Origin of the sequence: Bradyrhizobium sp. (genome assembly GCF_049519115.1) — a bacterium.
Taxonomy (GTDB): Bacteria; Pseudomonadota; Alphaproteobacteria; order Rhizobiales; family Xanthobacteraceae; genus Bradyrhizobium.
Genome location: NZ_JBEKRB010000058.1, coordinates 1 through 25,839 on the forward strand (window position 1 = coordinate 1; position 25,839 = coordinate 25,839).

At 62.2% G+C, this 25,839-nt stretch carries 22 protein-coding genes and 1 pseudogene; 12 read left to right on the plus strand and 11 right to left on the minus strand.

Annotated elements, in window-relative coordinates:
- Positions 1 to 265: 265 nt before the first annotated feature.
- The 5 genes from ABSE61_RS30115 (at position 266) to ABSE61_RS30135 (ending at position 4,644) form a co-directional block, all read left to right on the plus strand.
- Positions 266 to 823: a LemA family protein gene (locus ABSE61_RS30115; RefSeq protein ID WP_423874810.1), complete on the plus strand. Its 558-nt coding sequence runs from the start codon at positions 266 to 268 to the stop codon at positions 821 to 823.
- A gap of 43 nt (positions 824 to 866) precedes the next feature.
- Positions 867 to 2,108, plus strand: a complete 1,242-nt coding sequence (locus ABSE61_RS30120) for a M48 family metallopeptidase (RefSeq protein WP_423874811.1) — start codon at positions 867 to 869, stop codon at positions 2,106 to 2,108.
- A 282-nt stretch (positions 2,109 to 2,390) separates the two neighbouring features.
- Positions 2,391 to 3,143, plus strand: coding sequence for a P-loop NTPase family protein (locus ABSE61_RS30125; protein WP_423874812.1), 753 nt, complete (start codon positions 2,391 to 2,393; stop codon positions 3,141 to 3,143).
- Positions 3,144 to 3,202: 59 nt separating this feature from the next.
- The gene (locus tag ABSE61_RS30130) at positions 3,203 to 3,871 is read left to right on the plus strand and encodes a hypothetical protein (protein WP_423874837.1); all 669 of its coding nucleotides are present in this window, start codon (positions 3,203 to 3,205) and stop codon (positions 3,869 to 3,871) included.
- An 11-nt stretch (positions 3,872 to 3,882) separates the two neighbouring features.
- The gene (locus ABSE61_RS30135; protein ID WP_423874813.1) at positions 3,883 to 4,644 is read left to right on the plus strand and encodes an FkbM family methyltransferase; all 762 of its coding nucleotides are present in this window, start codon (positions 3,883 to 3,885) and stop codon (positions 4,642 to 4,644) included.
- Positions 4,645 to 4,664: 20 nt separating this feature from the next.
- On the opposite strand, the gene ABSE61_RS30140 is transcribed toward ABSE61_RS30135, so the two are convergent.
- From ABSE61_RS30140 to petA, 6 genes and pseudogenes are all read right to left on the minus strand, one after another.
- Positions 4,665 to 5,204 (minus strand): adenine phosphoribosyltransferase, encoded by a 540-nt coding sequence (locus tag ABSE61_RS30140; protein WP_423874814.1) that lies wholly within the window; start codon positions 5,202 to 5,204, stop codon positions 4,665 to 4,667.
- A gap of 31 nt (positions 5,205 to 5,235) precedes the next feature.
- Entirely contained in the window at positions 5,236 to 7,401 is a 2,166-nt protein-coding gene (locus ABSE61_RS30145; protein ID WP_423874815.1) for an anthranilate synthase component I, read from the minus strand.
- A 246-nt stretch (positions 7,402 to 7,647) separates the two neighbouring features.
- Positions 7,648 to 8,322, minus strand: coding sequence for a dienelactone hydrolase family protein (locus ABSE61_RS30150; protein ID WP_423874816.1), 675 nt, complete (start codon positions 8,320 to 8,322; stop codon positions 7,648 to 7,650).
- Between the two features lie 233 nt (positions 8,323 to 8,555).
- Positions 8,556 to 9,913 (minus strand): annotated as a pseudogene (locus ABSE61_RS30155) (IS1182 family transposase).
- Positions 9,914 to 9,958: 45 nt separating this feature from the next.
- Complete coding sequence (locus ABSE61_RS30160) at positions 9,959 to 11,971, minus strand: cytochrome c1 (RefSeq protein WP_423874817.1); 2,013 nt, start codon at positions 11,969 to 11,971, stop codon at positions 9,959 to 9,961.
- Positions 11,972 to 12,037: 66 nt separating this feature from the next.
- Positions 12,038 to 12,568 (minus strand): ubiquinol-cytochrome c reductase iron-sulfur subunit, encoded by a 531-nt coding sequence (gene petA / locus ABSE61_RS30165; RefSeq protein ID WP_423874838.1) that lies wholly within the window; start codon positions 12,566 to 12,568, stop codon positions 12,038 to 12,040.
- 303 nt (positions 12,569 to 12,871) lie between these two features.
- Here petA and ABSE61_RS30170 point away from each other — a divergent pair, with 303 nt between their 5' ends.
- The gene (locus ABSE61_RS30170) at positions 12,872 to 13,330 is read left to right on the plus strand and encodes a tRNA (cytidine(34)-2'-O)-methyltransferase (protein WP_423874839.1); all 459 of its coding nucleotides are present in this window, start codon (positions 12,872 to 12,874) and stop codon (positions 13,328 to 13,330) included.
- Positions 13,331 to 13,342: 12 nt separating this feature from the next.
- Positions 13,343 to 14,245: an oxygen-dependent coproporphyrinogen oxidase gene (gene hemF, locus ABSE61_RS30175; RefSeq protein ID WP_423874818.1), complete on the plus strand. Its 903-nt coding sequence runs from the start codon at positions 13,343 to 13,345 to the stop codon at positions 14,243 to 14,245.
- Here the strand turns inward: hemF and ABSE61_RS30180 are convergent, their stop codons facing one another.
- From ABSE61_RS30180 to ABSE61_RS30200, 5 genes are all read right to left on the minus strand, one after another.
- Positions 14,246 to 14,953 (minus strand): sulfite exporter TauE/SafE family protein, encoded by a 708-nt coding sequence (locus tag ABSE61_RS30180; RefSeq protein WP_423874840.1) that lies wholly within the window; start codon positions 14,951 to 14,953, stop codon positions 14,246 to 14,248. It abuts the gene before it with no gap.
- Positions 14,954 to 15,037: 84 nt separating this feature from the next.
- The gene (locus ABSE61_RS30185) at positions 15,038 to 16,294 is read right to left on the minus strand and encodes a CCA tRNA nucleotidyltransferase (protein WP_423874819.1); all 1,257 of its coding nucleotides are present in this window, start codon (positions 16,292 to 16,294) and stop codon (positions 15,038 to 15,040) included.
- Positions 16,291 to 16,554 carry a DUF6111 family protein gene (locus tag ABSE61_RS30190; RefSeq protein WP_423874820.1) on the minus strand — a complete coding sequence of 88 codons (264 nt, stop codon included), beginning with the start codon at positions 16,552 to 16,554 and terminating at the stop codon, positions 16,291 to 16,293. Before ABSE61_RS30190 ends, ABSE61_RS30185 begins: the two co-directional genes overlap by 4 nt.
- A complete protein-coding gene (locus ABSE61_RS30195; protein WP_423874841.1) occupies positions 16,551 to 17,210 on the minus strand; it encodes a CoA pyrophosphatase in 660 nt (219 codons plus the stop codon). The genes ABSE61_RS30190 and ABSE61_RS30195 overlap by 4 nt, the downstream gene beginning before the upstream one ends.
- A 14-nt stretch (positions 17,211 to 17,224) precedes the next feature.
- Positions 17,225 to 17,830, minus strand: coding sequence for a DUF1285 domain-containing protein (locus tag ABSE61_RS30200; protein ID WP_423874821.1), 606 nt, complete (start codon positions 17,828 to 17,830; stop codon positions 17,225 to 17,227).
- Between the two features lie 444 nt (positions 17,831 to 18,274).
- Here ABSE61_RS30200 and ABSE61_RS30205 point away from each other — a divergent pair, with 444 nt between their 5' ends.
- The 5 genes from ABSE61_RS30205 to ABSE61_RS30225 all read left to right on the plus strand — a co-directional run bounded on the left by ABSE61_RS30205 (position 18,275) and on the right by ABSE61_RS30225 (position 25,821).
- On the plus strand, positions 18,275 to 19,294 hold the full coding sequence (locus ABSE61_RS30205; protein ID WP_423874822.1) for an AAA family ATPase: 1,020 nt from the start codon (positions 18,275 to 18,277) through the stop codon (positions 19,292 to 19,294).
- Between the two features lie 182 nt (positions 19,295 to 19,476).
- Positions 19,477 to 20,403 (plus strand): DUF58 domain-containing protein, encoded by a 927-nt coding sequence (locus ABSE61_RS30210; RefSeq protein WP_423874823.1) that lies wholly within the window; start codon positions 19,477 to 19,479, stop codon positions 20,401 to 20,403.
- The gene (locus tag ABSE61_RS30215; protein ID WP_423874842.1) at positions 20,403 to 23,207 is read left to right on the plus strand and encodes a DUF4159 domain-containing protein; all 2,805 of its coding nucleotides are present in this window, start codon (positions 20,403 to 20,405) and stop codon (positions 23,205 to 23,207) included. The genes ABSE61_RS30210 and ABSE61_RS30215 overlap by 1 nt, the downstream gene beginning before the upstream one ends.
- Before the next feature lie 25 nt (positions 23,208 to 23,232).
- On the plus strand, positions 23,233 to 25,296 hold the full coding sequence (locus ABSE61_RS30220; RefSeq protein ID WP_423874824.1) for a hypothetical protein: 2,064 nt from the start codon (positions 23,233 to 23,235) through the stop codon (positions 25,294 to 25,296).
- A gap of 168 nt (positions 25,297 to 25,464) precedes the next feature.
- Positions 25,465 to 25,821: a DUF2946 family protein gene (locus tag ABSE61_RS30225; protein WP_423874825.1), complete on the plus strand. Its 357-nt coding sequence runs from the start codon at positions 25,465 to 25,467 to the stop codon at positions 25,819 to 25,821.
- Positions 25,822 to 25,839: the final 18 nt, after the last annotated feature.

Here is a 25,839-nt window from a genome sequence, read left to right on the forward strand (position 1 = left end):
TTTCGAAGCGACAATCGCCAGCGCAGTCGCATGGGCGTTCGTCGCCCACATCCGAACCCTCACGCGGCGCCTCGCAAGAGCTTGAAATCAAATGAAATCATTATGAGTCGGACACTAAGGTCTTGACGGACTAAAGTTAACCCGGTCCGACAACGCTGCGGTTGAACAATCCGGCCTTGCGGCCGACTAACGAGATACCCACCTCAGGCCGCGGCTGCGGGGTCAGTTTGCCCGGCATCTGTTATTGCATCAGGAGCTTGTTTCCATGTCCGGCTGGATCATCCTTGGCGTCATTGTCGTTGTCGTCCTGTTTGCCTTCGGCGCGTATAACCGGCTGGTCGCGCTCAGCCAGCGCGTCAACCAGGCCTTTGCCGATATCGACGTGCAGCTCAAACAGCGTCATGACCTGATTCCGAACCTGGTCGAAACGGTGAAGGGGTACGCGTCGCACGAGCGCGGCACGCTCGACGACGTCATCAAGGCGCGCAACTCCGCGATGTCGGCGCAGGGTCCGGCCCAGGTGTCGGCGGCGGAAAACCAGCTGAGCGGCGCGCTCGGCCGGCTGATCGCGCTGTCGGAGGCCTATCCGGACCTCAAGGCCAACGCCAATTTCCAGCAGCTTGCGACCGAGCTCTCGGATCTCGAAAACAAGATCGCGGCCAGCCGGCGTTTTTTCAACAACGCGGTCCAGGAATACAACACCGGCATCCAGCAGATGCCGGCCGCCCTGTTCGCCGGGATGTTCGGTTTTACCCGCAAGGATTTCTTCGATCTCGGCGCCAGCCGGACCGAAGTCGAGGCCGCGCCACAGGTGAAATTCTGATCGCGGCAGTTGCGACTGACGGTGACTGACGGGGTTCCGCGCCATGGCGGCCTACGGTCTTTACACGCACATTGCGGCCAACAAGACCCGCTCGATCCTGCTGCTCGGCGGCCTGTTCGTGCTCGTCTACGTGATGGTCTATGCCGGCGCGTTGATCGCGGAGGTCTTGACCTATGGCGCAGGCGCGCCGGCTGACTATTACCTAACTGCCGCCGCACATGATCTGATCAAGGCCTTTCCGTTTGCCACCGGCGGCGCGCTGCTGTGGATCGCGATCGCCTATTTCTTCCATCAGAAGATCGTGGATGCGGTCACCGGCGGCGAGGATGTGACGCGGCAGCAGCAGCCGCGGCTCTATAATCTGCTGGAAAATCTCTGCATCTCGCGCGGCATCCCGATGCCGAAGCTGAAGATCGTCGAAAGCGATGCGCTGAATGCCTACGCGACCGGGCTCAATCAGCGCCAATACGCCGTCACCGTCACCACGGGCCTTCTGAACGCGTTGAACGATCAGGAGGTCGAGGCCGTGCTCGGCCACGAGCTCACCCACATCCGCAACGGCGACGTGCAGATGATGGTGATCGCGGTGATCATCGCAGGTGTGGTCGGCTTCTTCGCCGAACTGTTTTTCCGCAGCTTCACCAATTTCGGCTATTACGGCGGGTACGGACGAGGCTCGTGGTCATCTTCTTCCTCTGAACAGTCCTCCTCGTCGGACAACAAGAGAAGCTCGGCTGGCGGCGCCATCATTGTCATCATCATCGCCGTCGCGCTGATCGCGCTGGCCTGGGCGTTGTCGCAGCTGGTGCGGCTGGCGCTGTCGCGCTCGCGCGAGTATCTCGCCGACGCCGGTTCGGTCGAACTGACCAAGAATCCGGACGCCATGATTTCAGCGCTGCGCAAGATCGAAAACCGCGGCGAGCTGCCGGGCGCAACCTCGGCCGTGATGGAATTGTGCCTCGACAATCCACGCCAGGGCTTTTCCGACCTGTTTGCCACCCACCCTTCCGTCGATGCTCGCGTCCAGGCGCTGGTCAAATTCGCCGGCGGGCGCGATCCCGGGCCACTTGCGTTGCCCTCCGCGCCGACGGAAGGACCGGATGATCAAACCCGGGCCGTGGACGGACAAACGCCGCCGCCCCTGCCGAAGGGCCCCTGGAACGACGCCACGGACCCCGCCGGCGCCGGCCCATCAGGCCCATCGGCAGGTCCTTGGGACAGCGCGACCCGACCTTCGAGCGGGCCTTCCGCCGGACCTCTAACTGGGCCCTGGGGACGCCACTAAACGCCCGCCGCAGTTGAGAAAAGTCGCAAGCGGCCACCCTGAAGCCGCCTCCTAGCGTTAACGACGCCGTATGATTGGGCCAATCCGCTTCTAATGAATTGAATTCTCCCTTGTTTCTGCCATCTTCCCACCCAAAGCATGCAGGGAGCTTCGATTTGATCGGGGATGCCCGGTCGCTTGGGGGTTTAGGGACATGATCCGGGTCCGTCCCGGTCTCTCCTGAACCAGATGTCTGGTTCGGTGCGGAGCGATGTTCCCAACAGGGATGACACAGGTAGGTTCATGGCGAAGCCGGCAGTTATCGTGGTAGGCGCGGACAAAGGCGGGGTCGGCAAGACCACCGTCTCGCGGACGCTTTTGGATTATTTCAGCGCCAATAATGTCTTGACCCGCGCCTTCGACACCGAGTCCCCGCGCGGCACGCTGAAGCGCTTCCACCCCGACATCACCGAGATCGTCGACATGACGACGACCTCGGACCAGATGAAGATCTTCGATACGCTGAACGCGGTCTCGCCTTCGGTCACCGTGATCGACGTCCGCGCCGGACTGCTGTCGCCGGCACTCGCCTCCTTGCGCGACATCGGCTTCCTCGATGCCGCCAAGTCCGGGCAGATCACCTTTGCCGTGTTCCACATTCTCGGGCCCTCGATCGCCTCCCTGGACGAAATCGCGGAAACCTCGAGCTTCATGGGCGGGGCGCGCTATTTCCTGGTGAAGAACTTCATCAACGACACCCAGTTCTTCCAGTGGGATCAGGCCACCTACAACTCGTATTTTCATAAGATCAAGGATGCGACCGACCTCGTGATCCCCAAATTGAACGAAATGGCCTACGAGCAGGTGGAAGTCGCTTCGGTTCCATTCCTGAAATTCGTCGCCAACAAGGGCATCAGCGACGAGGCTGCGAACTATTCCTTCGTGCTGCGCGGATATGTCCGGCACTGGCTCGCCAATGTCTGGAGCGAATACGACCGCATCAAACTGACCGACATCGTCGGATCGACCAAACCGAGTTCACGCGGCGAAAAATAATTGCGCTGCCGGCCCAATTGGACTGGAATAGGGTTCAAATTCGCCTGATATAGCGCGTGATGCGCCACACACCCGTCTATATCATTTGCTCGCCCCGCCCGCTGGTCGGAAAGACGCTGGTTGCGCGTTTGTTGAGCGAATTTCTGCTATTGAAGAGCGGCGAGGTGACCGCCTTCGACGTCAATCTCAAGGAGCCGTCGCTCCTGGAATATCTGCCCGACATTACCGAGACGGCCGAAGTCGACAACACTTTCGGCAAGATGGCGCTGATGGACCGCGTGATCGTCGATGACGGCGTCGCCAAGGTGATCGACCTCGGTTTCCATGCATTCGACGAATTCTTCAAGATGACCGAAGAAATCGGATTTGTGAAAGAGGCCGTCCGCCGCGGCGTCGTACCGGTCGTGCTGTTCGTCGGAGATACCGACCGCGTCTCGGCACGAAGCTATCCGACGCTGCAGCGTCAGATTCCGCCGAGTTCGCTCGTGACCGTCGACAATGAATATATCGTGCGCGGCGAGCTGCCGCAGGCCTTCTCGGCGGGGAAAATCCTGCGCATTGGAGCATTGCCGACGTTTCTCAAGACCTATATCGACCGGCTCTCCTTCTCGTTCACCGACTATTTGCGAAGCGAGAAGGATTCCTCCACCGAACTGCATCAATGGATTCGACGGAACTACTTCAGCTTCCGCGAACTCGAACTGAGCCTCATCCTGCAACAGTCATAGACCTTCCGATTTTGTCCACCCCTCTCGCATGGCTGTCGCGCGATAGCCAACACCTCGTCTTTCGCGCTCTGAGAGCTCGTCTTCTCGACGAGAAAATCGAGCTCGCCCTGATCCGGCGGCACGTCAGGCCGACCGATACGGTGTGCGACATCGGTGCCAATAAAGGCAGCTTTGTTTTCTGGTTGTCGCGCTGGTGCAGCAAGGGTCAGGTCATCGCTTTCGAGCCGCAGCCGACTTTCGCGAATTTGCTTCTCCGGCTGACGCGCAGCCTCGGATTGGACAATGTGAAAGTCGAACAGAAGGCGGTGTTTTCGCGGGCCGGCCACGCCGATCTGTTCGTGCCGGAAGGTCAATTGCCGAGTGCATCGCTGGTGGCCAAGGTCGCCGGCTCCGGCCGCTTCGAAACGATCTCGGTTCCAATGGTGCGGCTCGACGACTACTTCGATCAGGCCCAGCGCATCGCGCTGATGAAAGTGGATGTCGAAGGCGCCGAACTCGAGGTCTTCAAGGGGGCGGAGCGAATTCTGCGCGAACAATCGCCGCTTCTCATCTTCGAATGCGAAAGCCGCCATTTGCAGGGTGCGAGCATGGCCGACGTATTCGCCTATCTGACTGCACTCGGCTATTCCGGCAGCTTCGTCGATGGCCGTCGCCTGCTTCCGGTCTCACAGTTCGATCCGGCCGTCCACCAGAGACAGGACAGCGAGTGGTTCTGGAAGGCCAAGGATTATCGCAATAACTTCGTCTTCAGCAAAGTGCCGCTTGAACGCTGACGCCTCGTCGCAGCGCCCGTTCAATGCCCGTCAAACGTCATCAGGGTGCGGACCGCGACATCCATCGCGCGCAGTTTTGCAGCACCGCCGAGTTCAGGCAAATCGATGATGAAGCAGGCGGCCACTACATTGGCGCCGATCTGGCGCAACAGCTTGACCGCGCCTTCGGCAGTGCCTCCGGTCGCGATCAGGTCGTCGATCAGGATCACGCGCTCGCCTGGATGAATGGCATCGACATGCATCTCCATCTCGTCGACGCCATATTCGAGCGAATAGGCGATGCGGACCGTGGTATGCGGCAGCTTGCCCCGCTTGCGGATCGGCACGAAACCAGCAGAGACCTGATGCGCCAGCGCGCCGCCGAGGATAAACCCCCGCGCTTCGATGCCGGCGATCTTGTCGATCTTCGATCCCGCCCAGGGCTGAACCAGCTCATCCACCGCCCGGCGGAAAGCGCGCGCATCGCCTAACAGTGTGGTGATGTCACGGAACATGATCCCCGGTTTCGGGTAGTCCGGAATCGTGCGTACCGTGGCCTTTAAATCGTATTCGACGGTCATGATTGCCTCTTTCAAATTCCGTTCGTTATGCTCAATGCCGCGGCAAATCCAGCCGGAAAGCATTTTCGACAATACGCAAGCCCACCTCGCCGCCGAGCGACATCAGCGATTCCGGGTGAAACTGCACGCCGGCAACCGGCAAGGTCTTGTGCTCGAGCGCCATCGCCACCCCGTCCTCGGTGCTTGCGGTTACCTGTAGCACGTCCGGCATGCTGTCGCGCTCGACATAAAGAGAATGATACCGCCCGATCACGATTTCATTGGGCAGGTTCTGCATCAACCGCCCGCCCCCCACCTGCACCCGCGACGGCCGTCCGTGCGCCGGTTGCTGCAACTGCCCCAACCGGCCACCGAAATACTCGCCGATTGCCTGCACGCCGAGGCAAACGCCAAAGATCGGCAACTTCCTGGCCAGCGCCGCGTCGATCGTAGCCGCGATGGCAAAATCTTCCGGCCGGCCGGGACCGGGCGAGAGCACGAGCAGATCGTAGCTGGCGCTTTCAAGCATTTGCCGGGCATGGACGTATCTGACGACCGTTACGCTGGCACCGACCTGACGGAAATAATCCGCAAGCATGTGCACGAAACTGTCGTCGTGGTCGATCAGCAGGACGCGCTTGCCCGAGCCGGTGGCGTCAGGCGCAAACGTCGAAAGCCGCTTTGGGGGATCGCCGCGCAAGGCTTGAAACAGAGCGGCCGCCTTGACCTGACATTCGCGATCCTCGGCGGCTGGGTCTGAATCGAACAGACAGGTCGCGCCGACGCGCACTTCCGCGAGGCCGTCTTTCATGCGGATGGTGCGGATGGTGAGGCCGGTATTGATACCGCCGTCGAAATTCACCACGCCGATCGCGCCGGCATACCAGCGCCGCGGCGAACGCTCATGGTCTTCGACGAACTGCATGGCCCATAATTTCGGCGCACCGGTCACCGTGACCGCCCAGGCGTGGGTCAGGAACGCATCGAGGGAATCGAAGCCCGGGCGCAGCATACCCTCGACATGATCGACGGTGTGGAACAGCTTCGAATAGGTCTCGATCTGACGCCGCGCCAGAACCTTGATGGTGCCGGGCACGCAGACGCGCGCCTTGTCGTTGCGGTCGACGTCGGTGCACATGTTGAGTTCGAATTCGTCTTTCTGCGAATTCAACAGCTGCCGTATCTGTTCGGCATCGCCGATCGCATCGACCCCGCGCGCGATGGTGCCGGAAATCGGACAGGTCTCGATCCGCCTTCCGTCGGAGCGCACGAACATCTCGGGCGATGCGGCGACCAGAAACTCGCCGTCGCCGAGATTCATCAGCGCCCCGTAAGGCGACGGGTTGATCCGGCACAGCCGCTGAAACACTTCCGCGGGCGAGCGCTCGCAAGGCTCGCCGAACAGTTGCCCGGGGACCGCTTCGAACAAGTCGCCGCGCGCAAACGCAGCACGTGCGGTTTCCACCGTCGCCTGATACTCGCCGGCTGCGTGATCGGCGAACCCCTGCCGCGGCGTCCGCGCATAGACACTCTCGGTAGTATCGCGCGACAGCCCCTTTGACGACTTGTCGTTCCAGGCAAAGTCGTAGCTCAGCACCACGCCTTGCGCGGTGGCGCGGTCATAGGCAAGCAGCCGGTCGGGTACGAACAATACGATGTCGCGCTGGTCGCTCTCTCGCGCGCGCTTCTGCACCAGATCCTCGATCTGGAACACGAGGTCGTAGGCAAAGGCGCCGAACAGGCCGAGCATTGAATCGTCGTTTGAGCCGAAGGCTGCCACGAGATCGCGCACCAGCGACATCACGCTGGCTCTGCGGGTGCGCTGATCTTCATCGACGGGCGCCTCGCCACGCAGGACATGGCCGGCAAGCCGGCCGGCGCTGCGCTCGGTAATGACCACGCAGGGTTCACGGAGTACATCGCCCAGGAACGCGATCAGAACTTCGCCGCGCGCGTTGAGCGCGGAAAGCGAGAAATTCACGCCGGTTGTCTGCAATTGAAGAGGCGGATCGGCAAAACCGAGGTCAAAGCTCTCATAGCGGCCCGGCACTGTCGTGCCGGACGACAGCACCACGCCGCGGCGGCGATCGAGCAGTTCGATCAGATCGTCGAGCCTGCTGGCGCCGCCTGAAAAATGCTCAACCGAACGCGTAATCAGGAGCCCGCCGCGGGTGCGGCACTCGCTATGGTCAGGCAAAGAAAACACGGTCCTGTTCATGAGATCCTCTTACGAAACTCGCCGAGGGAACGCCACACAGGACAAACGAAGGCCGCCTGCGATGGCGGCCCTTGAACGATGAAAGTTAATACAATCGCACCGGCCACCTCTTTAGGAGGTGCGCCACCAAAGACGACAGGCGTATACCGCGATGCTCATGAGGTGTGACTCACCATGGCCGGGCGGGGACGTCAAGGGTTAACGGGCGCGATGTGCGACGCCCGTCGACGGAAGGGGCCGAAAACCTCACCCCAGATGCTTCCGGAAAAAGGCCGTGGCGCGATCCCACGCCAGTTCCGCCGCCTTGCGGTCGTGCACCGACATGCGCTGTTCGTTGACGAAAGCGTGGTCGGCATTGTAGCGGAACAGTTCGAGCGACTTGCCTGCCTCCTTCATCGCCTTCTCGAAGCCATCGACCAGTTGCGGGGTGCACCAGTCGTCCTTGCTGGCGAAATGCGCCTGCAAGGGAATCTTGACGTCCGCAGGCTTGGCCGCAGCCGCCGGCGGAATGCCGTAGAACACCACGCCCGCAGTCAACTCGGGAATTTTGGTGGCGCCGATGATCGTGACGGCGCCGCCGAGGCAGAAACCGGTCAGGCCGACTTTGGCGCCGTTTCGCGCGAGAAACTGCGCGGCGCCGCGCACCGTCTGCGTCGTCGCATCCATGAAATCGAGCGAGTTCATCTCTTTACCGGCGGCATCCGTGTCGTGATACGGCACAACCTTGCCCTTGTAGAGATCGGGCGCCAGTGCATCGAAACCGGCGACGGCGAAGCGATCGCACAGGCCCTTGATCTGGTCCTGAAGTCCCCACCATTCCTGGATCACGACGATCCCGGGCGCGTCGCCTTTGGCCGCATTGGCGAGATAGCCGTGCGCTTCCTTGCCGTCGGGACGTTTGAAGGAGATGCTGGTGCCCATGTTTCCTCCTGTTTCTGAAGACGGGATCGCTGAGTATTCTGGCCGCTCTACGGCACGGACGCAATTCACAGTTCGCTATCTCGTTCCGTCATTCCGGGGCGATGCGTTAGCATCGAACCCGGAATGACGGTGAAATAAAAAGCCCCCGTCAGGGAGCTCAGACTGCTGACAAACCCCGCCGATTTTGGCGGGGTTTGTTTTTTGGGTGTTGGTGGGGGGATTAACGGAGCTGCTCAGGCCCAGGCGGGCTTTGGAGCGAGAGCAAGGGCGATTTTCTTGATGTTCTGAGCGGCGGCGGCGAGCAGGCACTGGGCGGTGACAGCCAAGAGACCGCGGAAGCGGGCGTAGCGATGGCCGTGAAGTTGTTTGGCGTCGGCAAAGGAACGTTCGACCGTCTCCTTGCGCCGCTTGTAGATGCGCTTTCCCCAGGGAGTGAGACGATGGGCGTCGGTTCGTTCGCGCGCGTCGGCCCAGACATGGCGCGTGATCAGTCGGGTGGCATTGCGGCTTGAGGTGCATGAAGCCAGCAGCGGGCAGCTTCTGCAGATATTTGGATCACTTTTATAGTGGCGGTAGCCGGTCCGGTCCGTGGTGGCGTAGTTGAGCAATTGACCTTGCGGGCAGCGGTAGCCGTCAGTCGCAGCCTCGTAGAGGAACTGCCTGCTTGCCATCATGCCAGGTCTCGGCGGGGTCGGACGGCGATAGCCGATCACTCCCGGGATGCCGCGCTCTTCGAGGCCCCTGGCAATCCCGCTTGTGGCGTAGCCGGCATCCAGTCCGACGGCGCCGACGTCAAAACCGAAGCGCTCGCGCTGGCGATCAAGCCGGCCGAGGTAGACGATGGAGTCATGGACATTGGCCGGTGTGGCGTAGGTGTCGGTGATGATGCCGAGCCGGCCATCAACTGTTCGGTGGTCGAGATAGAAGAAGCCCTTCGGCTTGCCGTCGCGCACCATGTAGCCACTCTGAGGATCCGTGCGGGAGACCTTGGTCTCTTTGGCAACGGGGTCGCGGGGCTTTGGCTTCAGGGGTGGCTTGTCGTGGGCTTCCCGATCCTGATCAATCGCCTCATCCAGAGCGTCCCAATAATCTGAGCGGGACTTGGCGATCACGGCCAGATCGTAGCGGTTCTTATTGGCGTTGGCCTTCAAATGCGTGGAGTCGGTGTAGAGCACCGTGCCGTCTACCAGACCCTTGGCAATTGCTTGCTCGACAATGGCGTCGAAGATGTCCTGGGCCACCGTTGAAACGGCGACGGCGGTTCTGGCTCAGCGTCGAGGCGTCAAATACCGGCTCGGTCAGTTGCAGCGCTAAAAAACCAGCGGTAGGCGACGTTGACCTCGATCTCACGCACCAACTGCCGTTCCGAGCGAACCCCAAACAGATAGCCGATGAAAAGCGCCTTGAACATCAGTGTCGGATCAAGCGGCGGGCGGCCGTTGTCAGGGCAATAAAGTCCGGCAACTCGATCATGGATAAAGCAAAAATCGATCGCCGCTTCGATCTTGCGAAGCAGGTGATCCTTCGGAACCAGACCCTCGAGACTGACCATCTCAAATGCGGTCTGTTGCGGCGTGGGTTTGCGAAGCATCCCCTAGTGAATCAAAAGTCCCCGCCAATGGCGAGGACTTTGTCATCAGTCTGAGAGGATCAGGAACACGAAAACCTGCAAACCAAGATGTTTGCGGGCCTCCATCTGCGGCTCCGCCGCCCACATCAGGAAGGTCGCGATGTCGTGCGCATATTGCGGCAGCGTCGCCGGCGAGCCGTCGTCGAACGTCACCTGCCCATTGGTCAGAGGCTGCGGCATCTTGATGGCGTGGCCGGGGAAATACTTGTTGTAGTAGGTGCCCTCGGGCAGTGCGACGTCGGCCGGCTTCTTCTCATACCCTTGCAGAATCGCGGACACGTAGTTCGGTCCCTGTTCCTGGAACTGGGTGAAGAAATCGAAGATGAACTTGGGGAAACCACGTTCATAGGAACGCGCCTTCGCGATCAGCGAGAGGTCCGGAGGCAGGCCGCCGCCATTGGCCGCGCGCGCCGCCTGCTCGTTCGGGAACGGCGAGGGGAAATAGTCGGCGGGCCGTCCGGGCCGGTCGAACATGTCGCCGGCGTCGTTCGGGCCGTCCTTGATCTTGTAGTCGGACGCGAACGCCGCCGCCTGCGCCACAGAATAGCCGGGACCGCCGACATCGGCGAGATTGCGGAAGGCGATATAGGAAAGCCCGTGACAGTTCGAGCAGACTTCCTTGTAGATCTTCAGGCCGCGCTGCAGCGAGCCGCGGTCGTATTTTCCGAACGGACCGGAAAACGACCAGCTCTGCGACGGCGGCGTTACCTCTTCGTCGGCCCGCGCATTCTGCGCGCTGCCGGCAATGAGGCCGCCCGCGACCACAAACGCGACCGCGATCGAAGCAACCTTCTTGCCGTACTTGGCGAGCACGTCATCGGCGATCGAATTGGGAAGCGGCCGCGGCGTTTCGATCCGGGACAGTAGCGGCAGCAGGATCAGGAAATAGGCGAAATAGCAGACGGTGAGGATACGTCCGGCAATGACGTAGATGCCTTCCGGCGGCTGCGCCCCGAGATAGCCGAGCAGCACGCACACCACGACGAAGATCCAGAAGAACTGCTTGGCGAGCGGGCGATACTTGGACGAACGCGTTTTGGCGCTATCGAGCCAGGGCAGGAACGCCAGCACCACGATCGCCGAGAACATCGCGATGACGCCGGCGAGCTTGTTCGGGATCGAGCGCAGGATCGCGTAGAACGGCAGGTAGTACCATTCGGGCACGATATGAGCCGGCGTCACGCCGGGGTTCGCCGGAACGTAGTTATCGGCATCGCCGAGATAGTTCGGCATGTAGAAAATGAACCAGGCGTAGAAGATCAGGAAGCAGGAGACGCCGAACATATCCTTGATGGTGGCGTAAGGCGTGAACGCCACGGTGTCCTTTTCGGTCTTCGCCTCGACGCCGGCCGGGTTGTTCTGGCCCGCGACATGCAGCGCCCAGACGTGCAGCACCACGACGCCTGCGATCAGGAACGGCAGCAGGTAGTGCAGCGAGAAGAACCGGTTCAGCGTCGGGTTGCCGACGGAGTAACCACCCCAGAGCAGCGTCACGATGCTGTCGCCGACATAGGGAATGGCGGAGAAAAGATTGGTGATGACGGTGGCGCCCCAGAAGCTCATCTGGCCCCACGGCAGCACGTAGCCCATGAAGCCGGTTGCCATCATCAGGAGGTAGATGATGACGCCGAGGATCCACAGCACTTCGCGCGGCTCCTTGTATGACCCGTAATACAGGCCGCGGAACATGTGGATGTAGACGGCGAAGAAGAACATCGACGCACCGGCGGCGTGCATGTTGCGCAACAGCCAGCCGTAATTGACGTCGCGCACGAGCAGCTCAACCGAGCGGAAGGCAAGATCGGCATTCGGCGTGTAGTGCATCGCCAGAATGATGCCCGTCAGGATCTGCACGCCCAGCATCAGCGACAGGATGGCGCCGAACGTCCACCAGTAGTTGAGGTTGCGTGGCGTCGGATAGGCGACGAAGGAGGAATGGACGAGACCGAAAATCGGAAGGCGCCGTTCAATCCACTTGATCACGGGATTGGTCGGTTGGAAGTCGGATGGTCCGCTCATGTTGCGATCCCTAGGGAAGTAAGACGACGCGACGGGCGTAAGGGTCTCCGGCCTAGCGGCCGGGCCTCAGCCGATCTGGATTTTATTATCGGAAACGAATTGGTACGGCGGGACAGGGAGGTTCGCCGGCGCGGGCCCCTGGCGGATGCGGCCGGAGGAATCATATTGCGAGCCGTGGCAGGGGCAGAAGAACCCGTCGTAATTGCCCTCATGCGCAATCGGGATGCAGCCCAGGTGGGTGCAGATGCCGATCACGACCAGCCACTGGTCGTGACCTTCCTTGACCCTGGATTGGTCGGTCGCCGGATCGGGCAGGCTCGAGACCGGAACGCTGCGGGCCTCGTCAATCTGCTTCTTGGTCCGGTGGCTGATGTAGATCGGCTTGCCGCGCCAGAAGACCTTGATGTCTTGCCCCTCGGCGATCGGCGCCAGGTCGACTTCGATCGGCGCGCCGGCCGCAATCGTCGAGGCGTCCGGGTTCATCTGGGAAACGAACGGCCAAAGCGAGGCCACCCCACCTACGGCGGCAAAGGCCCCCGTTGCTACGAAGAGGAAATCACGGCGTGTCGGATGCTCCGCCGAAGACGCTGTCGTCACGATTCCAAACCCTTTCATCAGCTGCAGCCGGTGGAACCGTCCCGGTAGCCGGGAGGCTGCCGGCGCCCGCGACCCCCGCGGCGGCAGTAAAGACCGCCTCTTTCCGGCCCCACCGGAGATAAAGAACAGTCCAGAATCGTTCTATTGGCACCCTTGCCAGAATAGCGCAAGCCCGCTATCGGCTGCCCCGCGTGCAATGCACTAATTCCGCGCAGCACGGCGTTTTTTCGCATATCCCCGGCGTCGGTCCACCCTTGTGAAATGGATGTGACATCTCCCGGCCGGGACGCCAATGTTGGAATCATGCAGATCGCACTTTATCAGCCCGACATCCCCCAAAATACCGGCACGATCCTCAGGCTTTGTGCCTGCATGGGCGTCGCCGCCCATATCATTGAGCCCGCCGGTTTTCCCGTATCGGACCGGAATTTTCGCCGCGCCGGAATGGATTATCTCGACCAGGTCAACTGTATGCGCCACGATTCCTGGACCAGATTCGAGGATTGGCGCCGACAAGAAGGCTACCGGCTGCTCCTGTTCACGACCAAAGCCGCCACGCCATATCTTGATTTTCGTTACCAGTCGTCGGACATCTTGTTGTTCGGGCGGGAAAGCGCGGGCGTTCCTTCCGCTGTCGCGGAGGCCGCCGATGCCCGGCTGGTCATCCCGATCCAGCCCGGTTTGCGCTCGCTCAACGTCGCGATGGCCGTCGCTATGGCATTGGGGGAAGCACTTCGGCAGACTCAAGCGGCACCGGATTAGGGCGGCTCATTCATGGATATTTCCGAGCTCGATGAACGCAAGGCGCGCGCCAAGGCCTGGTTCGAGTCCTTGCGCGACGACATCTGCACAGCGTTCGAACGGCTGGAAGACGAGGCACCGGCCGCGCTTTATACAAGCGCCGCCAATACAAGTGTCCCGGGCCGCTTCGTCCGTACGCCCTGGCAACGCACCGACGCCACCGGAAAACCCGGCGGCGGTGGCGTCATGGGCATGATGCACGGGCGGTTGTTCGAGAAGGTGGGCGTGCATTGCTCGACCGTTCATGGCGAGTTTGCGCCGGAGTTTCGTGAGCAAATTCCGGGAGCGGCCGACGATCCCGCCTTCTGGGCATCGGGCATTTCGCTGATCGCCCACTTACGCAATCCGCATATTCCCGCGATCCATATGAACACGCGCTTTATCGCCACGACCAAGGCGTGGTTCGGCGGCGGCTCGGATCTGACGCCGGTCCTGAACCGCCGGCGCACCCAGCAAGATGCCGACACCCTTGCCTTTCACGCCGCCATGAAGGCCGCCTGCGATGCCCATGGAGCGATCGCGCCTTACGACAAATACAAGAAATGGTGCGACGACTATTTTTACCTGCCCCACCGCAAGGAACCGCGCGGCATCGGCGGCATCTTCTACGACCATCATGATTCCGGCGACTGGGATGCCGATTTCGCCTTCACTCAGGACGTCGGCCGCGCCTTCCTGAAGGTTTACCCCGAACTGGTCCGGCGCAACTATGCAACGCCGTGGACCGAGGCCGACCGCGAGGAGCAACTGATCCGGCGCGGGCGCTATGTCGAGTTCAACCTGCTCTATGACCGCGGCACCCTTTTCGGTCTCAAGACCGGCGGCAACGTGGATTCGATCATGTCGTCGATGCCGCCGGAAGTGAAATGGCCTTAATCAAACCACATGCCGTAACGCTGCCGACATCATGACCACGCCGCCAATGATCACGGCCGCGTCGAGAATCGCGGTGTGGAGGTGCACCGGCATCCGCTCGACAAAGCCCTTGGCCAAAAAGGCGCCGGGCAGCGCGACCGCACCAATCAGAAGTGCAAAGGCAATCACCCGGGTGGTGACGACGCCGGCAAGCCCGAACACCGAAATCTTGATGATGCCGGTGGAAAGCGAAATCACAGCATCGGTCGCGATCACGGCCGCCCCTTCAAGCCCGGAAGCCATCAGCAGCGACAGCAGGATGACACCCGAGCCCGACGTGCCGCCGACCACGACGCCATAAGCCACTGCGCTAAACCCTAATCCGGTTTCGCCGATCCGTAATTCCCGGCGTCTGGCAAAGCGGCGCAGTGGAACGCTCAGAATCAGCATCGCGCCGATCACCAGCGACGCGCCCGCGCTGGTCAGCATCGTATAGCCATAGGCCCCGAGCGCGGTCGTGATCGCCGATGCCAGGATTACAATGAGCGCGCGACGGCGATCGAAGTAACGTCGATAGGCCGTGACACGGCTGAGATTGCTGAAGATGGCGGAGATCGCGATGATCGGCACCACCGGCTCGGCACCAATCAGGGGCACCAAAACCAGCGGCATCAGCGCGCCGGTGCCGTAACCGGCCATGCCGCCGACGACCGAGGCCACGAGCGCCATGCCGGCCAGCAATACGAGTTGGATCAGCGAAATATCGGCAAAGCTGGACGATAGGCTCACAGCTTGAGATTCACGCGTTGAGATCTACGATTTGGGTTCGCGGGCAAGACGCGCTGCGGTTTGATCGGCGATCGCGTCGAGCGAGGGCTGATCGAGCGGGAATTCCGCCGCAAGCCAGGCATCTTCCGCGAGCGCCAGCACCTGACCGAGGTCGGGGCCCTGGGCGATGCCGCGCGCGATGAAATCGGCCGCCTTCAGCGGAAACTTCGGTGCGCTCCAGCGCGCGGGCAAGCTTGCGAGTTCATGCCAGGATGCGGCATCGCTCGCATCGCCCGAGCGCGCCCACGCCAATATCAGCCGATCGCGGTAGCGCTCCTCGCCGAGACGATAAAGCCTGCGCCGCGCCCGCGCCTCACTCATTCCGGCGAGCCGCCACCAGCGGTGCCCCATCGAATCCAGCGCCTTGGCCTCGGCATTGGTCAAACGCAGCCGCGAGGCGATGCGTCTGGCATCCTCGGTGACAGCAACCGCAAGCGCGGCGAGCCGACGGATCGGGTCGGGCGCAAGGCCCAGCGCGCGTTCGATCGAAATTGAGGCAGCAAACGGCCCGGTATAGGCGACGCCGCCGAAGATCGGCAGCGATAGCCCACCGTCCACCATCGCATTCACGGCAACCACCGCACCAGGCGCGACCATCAGCTTCAATATTTCGACGCGTATCCGCTCCGCCGACAGGCTCGCAAGACCCGCTTGCCCGCCGATACAGGCGAGATAGCTTGCGCGATCGACTTCGCCAGCACCGTAAGTGGCGTGAATGCGGAAGAAACGGAGGATGCGCAAATAATCCTCGGCAATTCTCTGCTCGGGCTTGCCGATGAAGCGGACGCATCTCGCCGCGATGTCTTCCAGACCGCCCACATAGTCGTGAATGAGCCCCTGCCCGTCGACCGACAGACCGTTGATGGTGAAGTCGCGCCGCTCGGCATCGCGCACCCAGTCGCGGCCGAGGGCGACCTTCGCCTTTCGGCCAAACGTCTCGGTATCCTCGCGCAACGTCGTGACCTCGAAGGCATGACCATCGACGACAAGCGTCACGGTGCCGTGCTCAATGCCGGTCGGCACACTCTTGATACCGGCCGCCTTGGCGCGACGGGTCACTTCTTCTGGCAAAGCCGTGGTTGCGATATCGACATCGACGATCGGAAGATCGAGCAGCGCGTTTCGAACCGCGCCGCCCACCACGCGCGCCTCCTCGCCATCCCCGTTCAGCAATGTGAGCACACGGGCGGCAGGGCCGCTCTTCAACCACGGCGCATCATCCAGTCGCCGCATGCTGCTCATTTCTCTACCCCGGGAACCAGCTTACCGTTCTCCAGATGCGCGGGAACGTAAGTCGAATGCGGTGCCGCACCTGTGAACTGAGCCAGTAATATCAGACTGAGCACGACGAGCAGCAGCGAACCAAGCAACAATCTTCCGACCACGATCACCGGCCAGGAAGACGGCGTCAGCAAGCCGGAACGGCTGGCAACAAGAAACAAGGCATAGACCACAAACGGGATCAGAAAAATTCCGATCTCGGTCAAGGCCGGACGAATCATGGCGTAAAGATCCGTTCGTACAACACGCGAAGGATTCCGGCTGTCGCGCCCCAGATATAACGCTCGCCGTAGGGCATGGCGTAGTAAAAGCGTTCCACGCCGCGGAATTCCTTGCTCTGAAGCTGATGGTTCGCCGGATTCATCAGGAACGCCAGCGGGACTTCGAAGGCATCGTCGACTTCCGCGGGACTGATGCGCAGCGTGAAGCCGGGCCTGACCCGCGCAACCGTCGGCAGGATGCGAAAGCCAAAACTCGTTCCGTAGAGGTCGAGGTAGCCGATCGGATCGACGAATTCGCGCGTCAAGCCGACTTCCTCTTCCGCCTCGCGCAGCGCGGCGTCGAGCGGGGACGCGTCCGTTGCGTCGATCTTGCCGCCCGGAAAGGAAATCTGTCCGGCGTGTTCGTTGAGATGGGCGGAGCGCTGGGTCAACAGCACCGTCGGCTGCGGGCGATCGATGACCGCGATCAATACCGCCGCGGGACGGATCGGCTGCTCGCGCGCCAGGATCGCAAGCATGCGGTCGGTGCCCTGATCGCCGCTGGCAGGGATCAAACCAGGATCGGTGAGGCCTGCGGGAATCTCGAAGCGCAGCCGTGCGCGCGCCCGATCGAAGAACTCCGCCGAACTGATTGCGGCGGGATCGTTCTCCGCCATCGCCTCGCTCAAATTCAGCCCCTCACTTGTTCCGCATCCGCCATCGCAAAGAACGCACCGGCCGATGCAACCCCGAACATCTGGCGACCATCGACCATCCGCTCCTCGCCGATGTCAACCAAATCATAGTAAAGCGCGCGCGTGACCTTCGCCCACAGGTCGGCGCGGACGTACAGATAGGGCGTCAGGCCGCCCTCGGCGGAGGCTTCGAATCGCAACGGATGCGCGCCATCGCAATCCACCCAGTCATCCACATTGGTGCGAAAGCGCAAGCACCGGCCCTCCTCGTCTTGCTCCTTGACCATTTCGACGGCCAGAAACGGTGCGTCGTCGACGCGGATGCCGACTTTCTCCACCGGAGTCACCAAAAAGTGCTTGCCGTCCTCGTACTTGAGGATCGTGGAAAACAGCCGGACCAAAGCTGGCCGCCCGATCGGCGTGCCCATATAGTACCAAGTGCCGTCGGCTGCGATTCGCATATCGAGATCGCCGCAAAAGGGCGGATTCCACAGATGCACCGGAGGCAAGCCTTTTCCGGCCGCGCCGGTATTCGCAGCATTTTTCGCCGCGGCTGTGAGGCCCTCAAGGTTTTGAACCGGTTCCCGCCCTTGCTTCGCCATGGTTTGCCGTGAGTTTGAACACGAAATATTGGAACGCTAATGCTTGGTTTGGCACGATTGGTGCAGGCAAACAAATATCTGAGACCGGTGTCCCGGTTCTGACATTCCTACCTCATCGCGGCGGACACCTTTACGAATGTCAGAACCAAAGCGACACCGGCAACCATATGATTCTAGTGTGGCTTTGACTCTGACGTTCCTTCGAAGAAATCGGCGACACTGACAAGGAACGTCAGAGTTGCCACACTGCCATTCGCGGCGTGCATTTTGGACGAATTCTGCCGTATTTCCTCAGGCCCAAGTCGCCACATCGTGATCCCGTTCATAACCCCAAATGTCGATAATGTGGGGATAGTTTAATTCAACAAATACACGACCTTCGCGTGAGTTTAGCATAGGCTTGTTGAGATCGGCGGATCGGACTTAGGTTTTTAGGAGAAGTAGATGGCTGGTGCAGACACGGTCGGTTCAAGCAGCGTCGAGAAACTCGAAGACGTCATCGTTCGCTCGGCCGAGCAGGTCGCAGGGCAAATACGTGGCGCGAAGGAAGCCATCTCGACCGTCATTTTCGGTCAGGATCGTGTCATCGAAAACACACTGGTGACGATCCTTTCGGGCGGTCACGCGCTTCTGATCGGCGTGCCCGGTCTGGCCAAAACCAAACTGGTGGAAACCTTAGGGATCACGCTCGGACTCGATGCCAAGCGCATCCAGTTCACGCCGGACCTGATGCCATCGGACATCCTGGGCGCGGAAGTGCTGGATGAAAGCAATTCCGGCAAGCGCTCGTTCCGCTTCATCTCGGGGCCTGTGTTCGCGCAGCTCTTGATGGCGGATGAAATCAACCGCGCCAGTCCCCGCACCCAGTCGGCGCTGCTGCAAGCCATGCAGGAACAGCATATTACGGTCGCCGGCGTCCGCCACGATCTGCCGAAGCCGTTCCACGTGCTCGCGACACAGAATCCGCTCGAGCAGGAAGGCACCTACCCATTGCCGGAAGCCCAGCTTGATCGCTTCCTGATGGAAATCGACGTCGACTATCCGGATCGCGATGCCGAGCGCCGGATCCTGTTTGAAACCACCGGCGCCGACGAGACCTTGGCGAAAGCGGCGATGGATGCCGAAACCCTGCTCACGGCGCAGCGGCTGGTACGGCGACTGCCCGTTGGAGATTCGGTCGTAGAGGCGATCCTGTCGCTGGTGCGCTCGGCACGCCCGGGTCCCGAAGGCGGCGAAGCCGGCAAGCTGATCGCGTGGGGACCCGGCCCGCGCGCCAGCCAATCCCTGATGCTTGCGGTTCGCGCCCGCGCCCTTCTCGACGGACGCTTGGCGCCGTCGGTCGATGACGTGCTCGATCTGGCCGAGCCGGTCCTCAAGCACCGCATGGCGCTGACCTTCTCCGCCCGCGCCGAAGGCCGCAGCATTGCCGACGTCATCAAACAGTTGAAGACGCGGATCGGCTGATGGCTGCAGCCGCCGAGCATAGCGCTAGTGCCGCCCATTTGAAGTTCCTGCACCACGGGCGGCAAATTCTGTTCAGGAACTTCAAATGGAAAAGCGGCACTAGAATCATAGGTTTTCTAGTGCCCATGACTTTTCGAAGTTCGTGAAAGGTAGGCGCTGAGGTGGAGCATGAACTTCGAAAAGTGGGCGCTAGCGAGATCGTAGCAGTCCGACGTGCCGATGGCGAAAGCCGAACGCTCGCCGCATCGCTGCCGCGCCTTGTGCTCGAAGCCCGGCGAATCGCCGCCAACGTCATCCACGGACTGCATGGCCGGCGGCGCGCCGGCGCCGGCGAAAGTTTCTGGCAGTACCGCCGCTTCGTTTCCGGCGAACCTGCCCAGCGCGTCGACTGGCGCCGATCGGCGCGCGACGATCATCTCTATGTTCGCGAGCAGGAATGGGAAGCCGCGCACACGGTATGGCTTTGGCCGGACCGTTCGCCATCGATGGCCTTTGCGTCGAAAGACGCGCGCGACAGCAAGCTGGAGCGCGCGCTGATCGTAGCCTTTGCGCTCGCCGAGCTTTTGGTCGAGGGCGGCGAGCGGGTCGGCATTCCCGGCCTCGTCAGCCCGACATCAAGCCGCAACATCATCGACAAGATGGCACAGGCGATGCTGCACGATGATGCGGCCCGCCTCAGCCTGCCGCCGTCCTTTGTGCCCTCGCCACTTTCCGAAATCGTGTTGCTGTCGGATTTCTGGTCGCCGATCGGCGAGATCCGCAGCAAACTTGCGGGATTGTCGGCCTCTGGCGCGCACGGCACGCTGATCCAGATCGTCGACCCGGCGGAAGAAACCTTTCCCTATTCCGGACGTGTTGAATTTGTCGAACCGGAAGGCGGCAATGTCATTGTCGCAGGACGTGCCGAGAGCTGGGCCAGCGACTACGTCGCGCGCGTCGCGCTTCATCGCGAGCAAATTCGCGCCGAAACCGGCAAGCTCGACTGGCTTTTCTCGACCCACACCACCAGCCGCTCGGCGGCTGAACTGTTGCTGTTCCTGCATTCGGGCATGATGGTCAGCAAGGCAAGTGCGCGCGGCGCCACCGTCAAAGCGGGGCGCAGCGCATGATCGCAGGTCTGCCGCTTTCCTTTGCCGAGCCGATGCTGCTGTTGGGTCTTTTGAGTCTGCCCGTGCTGTGGTGGCTGTTGCGGGTGATCCCGCCGCGGCCGCGGCGGATCGAGTTTCCGCCCACGCAATTGTTGTTCGACATCGCACCGAAGGAGGAAACACCTTCGCGCACCCCGTGGTGGCTGACGGCCTTGCGTCTGGCCGCCGCGGCGCTGGTCATTCTGGCCGCGGCAGGACCGATCTGGAATCCGCCCGCCGGGGCGTCTACGTCGCGTGCGCCGCTCGCCATTCTGATCGACGACGGCTGGAGTGCGGCTTCGAGTTGGGACACCCGGGTCAGAGCCGCGGACGAACTGATCGCCAATGCCGATAACGACCGGCGCGGCATCGCCCTTATCCCGCTGTCGGAGCCGACGCGCGACATTACGATCATGCCGGGCGGCACCGCGCGCGTCGCGCTGCGTCAATTGGCGCCAAAACCCTATTCGATCGATCGGGTCGAAACCCTTGGGATCATCGACCGCTTCCTGAAAGCGACCGGCGAGTGCGAGATCGCATGGCTGTCGGATGGCGTCGATAGCGGACGCGGCACGGAATTCCTCGAAGGCCTGGGCAAGGTTGTGGGCGATCGCGCGCTCACGGTGTTTGAAGGCGGCACGCCGCCTGCGCTGGCGCTTGCGGCTGCCGAAAATGCGGCGGCCAAGATGACGGTGAAGGTCCTGCGCGCCGACGGCGACGTCACTACCGGCGTCGTGCGCGGGCTTGACCAGAAGGGCTCGCCGATCGCCGAAGCACGCTTTGCCTTTGCGCCGGGAAATCGCGAGACCGAGGCATCGTTCGACCTTCCGGTCGAGCTGCGCAATGACATCGCACGGCTCGAAATATCCGGCGAACGTTCCGCGGGCGCGGTTCAACTGCTCGACAAACGATGGCGCCGACGCGCGATCGGCGTGGTCTCCGGCTCAAGCAACGATACCGCGCAGCCGTTATTGGCATCGACCTTCTATCTCACCCGGGCTTTGGCGCCGTTTGCCGATGTCAGGCTAGGGGATCGCGGCGCGCCACAACAGGCGATCTCGCAATTCCTCGATCAGAAGCTGCCGATGATCGTGCTCGCCGATGTCGGCACCCTCTCGCCGGAAATTCGCGAACGTATCAGTGCCTGGATCGAACGCGGCGGCGTGCTGGTGCGCTTTGCCGGACCGCGGCTGGCGCAAGCCGACGATGATCTGGTCCCGGTGAAACTGCGCCGCGGCGGTCGCAGCCTCGGCGGCAGCCTGACCTGGGAAAAACCGCAACACCTCGCAGCCTTCGCCCCCGACGGACCGTTTGCCGGGCTCGTGGTGCCCAAGGACATTACCGTCAACCGGCAGGTGCTGGCCGAGCCCGACGCGATATTGCCGACAAAGAGCTGGGCGTCGCTGGAAGACGGCACGCCGCTCGTCACCGGCGAACGCCGCGGCAAGGGAGTGGTGGCGTTGTTCCACGTCAGTGCCGACATGCGCTGGTCTGATCTGCCGATGTCCGGCTCGTTCGTCGAGATGCTGCGACGGATCGTCGACAGTTCCGGTTACGCATCGGGTCCGGCTTCGGACGCGACGAGCGAGGCGAACATCGAAACGGCGGCGCCGCTCCGGACACTCGATGGGTTTGGCGCGTTTGGGCCGCCGCCTTCAACCGCCAAGCCGCTCACCGCCGATTTCCGCGACCGCGCGAGCCTCGATCATCCGCCCGGATTTTACGGCCCCGCCGACGGACCGCTTGCGGTGAATACGCTTGCGGCGGCGGACCGCATCGTGCCGCTCGATACATCTTCCTTGCGCGCAAGGCAGGCCAACTACACCAATTCCGAGCCGCGCGACCTGCGCGGAATCCTGTTGTCGTCGTCGCTGGCTCTGTTCCTGATCGATGCCGTGATCGTCGCTCTGCTCGGCGGCGGGATCGCGGCTCTGTTGCGGCGGCGCGTGGCGCCGGCTGCCTTGCTGCTGGCGTTACTGTTGCCATTGGCGCTGCCGTCGCCGACCAGAGCCGACAGCACCACCGACGACTTCGCGATCAAAGCCACCACGCAAACCCGTCTCGCTTATGTGCTGACCGGCAATGCCGACGTCGATTCCATCGTGAAGGCGGGAATGTCCGGCCTCACGCTGTTCCTCGCACAGCGCACGGCACTCGAGGCCGGCGATCCCGTTGGCATCGACCCCGCCCATGACGAACTCGCATTTTTTCCGCTGATCTACTGGCCGGTGGTTCCCGGCGCGCCGAAGCCGCCGCGCGAGGCGATCGACAAGATCGACGCCTACATGAAGCAGGGCGGCACGGTGCTGTTCGATACGCGCGATGCCATCGAAGCGCCGCCCGGCGATAATGGCGCTTCGCAAACGCCGGGCATGCAGACGCTGCGCGAGATTCTCTCCTCGCTCGACGTGCCCGAACTCGAACCGGTGCCGCGCGAGCACGTGCTGACCAAGACATTTTATCTGTTGCGCGATTTTCCCGGCCGTTTCGACTCCGGCCAGACCTGGGTCGAGACCCTGCCGCGCGACGACGACGAGGACGCCGCTTCCCACCCAGCCCGTGGCGGTGACGGCGTCTCGCCGATTATCATCACCTCGAACGATCTGGCCGGTGCCTGGGCGATACGCCCCGACGGGCAACCGATGCTGCCATTGTCGCCGGGCGAACCGCGGCAGCGCGAATTCGCCTTCCGCGCCGGCGTCAACATCGTGATGTACACGTTGACCGGAAACTACAAAGCCGACCAGGTGCATGCGCCGGCATTGATCGAGCGGTTAGGGCAATGACCATCGTGCTCCGCAGGTCCACGCCATGAACTACGGCATCGCGTTTACCCCGCTGATCCCCTCGCCCGTGCTCTGGACGGCGCTGGCCGCGATCGTCGTGATTGCCGTATTGCTGCTGGTCGGACGGCCGCGTGGCGCATGGTGGCGCCTGTTGGCGCTCGGTCTGCTGCTGCTCGCGCTCGCCAATCCGTCGTTCACGCGCGAAGAACGCGAGCCGCTGTCGTCGGTCGCCGCCGTCGTGATCGACAAGAGCCCGAGCCAGAATTTCGGCGATCGCACCAACGAAACCGCCCGCGCGCAGCAAGCGCTTGTCGACAGCTTGAAGAAAATCCCCGGCCTCGAGGTCCGTGTGGTCGAAGCAGGCCAGGCCGATGGCGAGACCGATGGCACCAAATTGTTCGGCGCCGTGTCTTCGGCGCTGTCGGACGTGCCGGTTGATCGCGTCGCCGGCGCCTTCCTGATCACCGACGGACGGGTTCATGACATTCCGGCGAACGCCACCGCGCTCGGCTTCCAGGCCCCGCTCCATGCGCTGATCACCGGCCGCAAGGACGAGCGCGACCGCCGGATTGCGATTGCGGCTGCTCCCCGCTTCGGCATTGTCGGGCAGGTGCAGACCATCACCTATCGGCTCGACGATCAGGGCGTTACCGGCCAGCGCGCCAAGGTCGCGGTGCGCGTCGATGGCGAAACCATCAACGAACGCACGGTTGTCAGCGGCCAGACCGTCAATGTCGATATCGACATCAAGCATGCAGGTCCCAATATCGTCGAGATCGAGGCTTCGCCGCTTGAGAATGAACTGACGCTTGTCAACAACCGCGCCGTGGTGGCGATCGACGGCGTCCGCGACAAGCTGCGCGTGCTTCTGGTTTCCGGCGAGCCGCATTCGGGCGAGCGTACCTGGCGCAACCTTTTGAAATCCGACGCCAGCGTCGATCTCGTCCATTTCACGATCCTGCGTCCGCCGGAAAAGCAGGATGGCACGCCGATCAACGAATTGTCGCTGATCGCGTTTCCGACCCGTGAATTGTTTCAGCAGAAGATCAACGAGTTTCAGCTGATCATCTTCGATCGTTACGCGCGTCAAGGCGTGCTGCCGATCGCCTATTTCGACAATATCGCGCGCTATGTGCGCGCCGGCGGCGCCGTGCTGGTTTCGGCCGGCCCCGACTATGCTTCATCGACGAGCATCTGGCGTACACCGCTGGACTCGGTGCTGCCAGCAGAACCGGTCGGCGTGACCGAGAAGCCATTTTATGCTGCGCTGAGCGACGTCGGCAAACGGCACCCCGTCACGAGAGGCCTGGAAGGTTCCAACAGCGAGCCGCCGCGCTGGAGCCACTTTTTCCGCACCGTGGACACCCGCAACGCGACGAGCCCGCCGGTGATGACCGGAGCCGACGGCAAACCGCTGCTGTTGCTGTCGCGATTTGGCGAAGGCCGGGTCGCCCTGCTGTTGTCCGATCATATCTGGTTGTGGGCGCGGGGTTACGAAGGCGGCGGCCCGTATCTCGATTTGTTGCGTCGGATGTCACACTGGCTGATGAAGCAGCCGGATCTTGACGAGGAAGCCCTGCACTTGCAGGTGCGCGGCCATGACCTCGTCGTGCAGCGTCAGACCATGGCCGACAGCGTCACACCGGTGACGGTGACTTCGCCGTCGGGAGCCACACACGAGTTGACGTTGAGTGCCGGCGAGCCGGGAACGTGGACAGCAACCCTGCCGGCCAATGAACTCGGCCTGTGGCAGGCCACCGACGGCACGCTGAAAGCGCTGATCAATGTCGGCCCGACCAACCCGAAGGAATTTTCCGAAGTCACCTCCACCACCGAAACGCTGATGCCGCTGGCACAAGCGACCGGCGGGGATGTGCGACGCGTCGTCGATGGTACCAGTATCGATCTTCCACGGATCGTACCCGTTCATGCCTCGAGCATTTTCCGCGGCGACGGCTGGATGGGCGTGAAAATGCGCGATGCCAGCGTGGTCCGAGGCGTCGGCGTCTTGCCGGTCTTTGCCGGCCTGATCGGTTTATTGCTGTTGCTCGGCGCCTTTGCCGCGACCTGGCTGCGCGAAGGACGCTGATCTCGCCTGATCCGAAAAGACCAGCGCGCTGACTCGATGCGTTTTCCGAATTCACGAATTGTTTCCCGGCGTAGACGGTTGACATACAAGCGCAGCACTTGCGATGTTATGTTGTAACGTCGGAGGCAACGGGGTGTTGCGACCTCCGACAAGGGGCGCGTTGTCACGATGAAGTGGGTGCGGGCGAACATCGGACTTGGCGCGCGGGTCGCGCTGTTCGCGCTCGCCGTCCAATTCGTGCTTTCGTTCGGCCACTTCCATCCCGTTGCGGCGCAAGCCGCGCCGTCAATCCAGTCCGTCCAGCAGCAACTGCCCGCGCCCGGCCCCGATCAGGACCGGCATCTGGACGATCTTTGCGCCATCTGCGCCGTTATCGCCTTGGCGAGCACGGCGGTAGCCGCCGCGCCACCATCGTTGCCGCTGCCGCAGTCCACCGAATTGCCGCAACGAACGACAGAGACGGCATTCCTTCGTCTGCACGCGGCGCGCGCCGCATTTCAATCCCGCGCACCTCCCCTCTCCTGATCCCGATTGCTCCGTGAT